Origin of the sequence: Dactylosporangium sp. NPDC051541 (assembly GCF_044454505.1) — a bacterium.
Classification (GTDB): Bacteria; Actinomycetota; Actinomycetes; order Mycobacteriales; family Micromonosporaceae; genus Dactylosporangium.
Genome location: NZ_JBITDU010000059.1, coordinates 1 through 1,138 on the forward strand (window position 1 = coordinate 1; position 1,138 = coordinate 1,138).

Below are 1,138 nucleotides of genomic sequence, written 5' to 3' on the forward strand. Positions count from 1 at the left end.
CTAGTGTTCTGAGTCGTTGATTCGTTGGTAGATTGCTGACGTGGGTGATGGTCGTGGTCCGAAGCTTGCTCCGCTGGAACTGACGGCTGCGGAGCGGGATGAGTTGCAGAGCCTGGCTCGGCGTCCGAAGACAGCGCAGGCGTTGGCCATGCGTGCGCGGATCGTGCTGGCGTGCGCGGACGGGTTGTCCAACAGTGAGGCGTCACGCCGCCTCGGCGTGTCGCTGCCGACGATCGGCAAGTGGCGCAAGCGGTTCGTCATCGATCGGGTCGACGGTCTGCTTGACGAACCGCGTCCGGGCGCGCCACGCAAAATCGGCGACGCTGAGATCGAAGCGGTCATCACCAAGACGCTCGAGGAGCAACCGTCCAATCAGGACAGCCACTGGTCGACCCGGTCGATGGCCAAGGCCGTAGGCCTGAACCAGACCGCCGTCTCGCGGATCTGGCGGGCGTTCGGGCTCAAGCCGCACCAGGTCGACAGCTGGAAGCTGTCGACCGATCCGCTGTTCATCGACAAGGTCCGTGACATCGTCGGGTTGTACCTCGACCCGCCTGACGCCGCGATGGTCCTCGCCGTGGACGAGAAATCGCAGATCCAAGCTCTGGACCGCACCGCGCCGGTGCTGCCGATGATGCCCGCCGCGCCCGGCCGGCAGACCCACGACTACGTCCGCCACGGCACCACCAGCCTGTTCGCCGCCCTCGACATCGCCACCGGCACAGTCATCGGTCAGACCCAGCGCAAGCACCGGCACCAGGAATTCCTGCGCTTCCTGCGCACCATCGACCGGGCAACCCCACCCGACCTGGACCTCCACCTCGTGCTGGACAACTACGCCACCCACAAGACGCCCGTCATCCAGCAGTGGCTGCTCAAGCACCCCCGGTTCCACCTGCACTTCACCCCGACCTACTCGTCCTGGCTGAACCTCGTCGAACGCTGGTTCGCCGAACTCACCAACCGCAAACTGCGCCGCTCGACCCACCGCAGCGTCGCGGAACTGGAAGCCGACATGCACGCATGGATCGAGGCGTGGAACGCCGACCCCAAACCGTTCGTGTGGAACAAATCCGCCGACAACATCCTCGAAACCATCGCCGCATATTGTCAGCGAATTAACGACTCGGGACACTAG

General features: G+C 64.7%; 1 protein-coding gene. It reads left to right on the plus strand.

Annotated features, from left to right (window positions below; all coding sequences use genetic code 11):
- Window positions 1-31: 31 nt before the first annotated feature.
- Window positions 32-1,138 (plus strand): IS630 family transposase, encoded by a 1,107-nt coding sequence (locus ACIA8L_RS56365; protein ID WP_395918544.1) that lies wholly within the window; start codon window positions 32-34, stop codon window positions 1,136-1,138.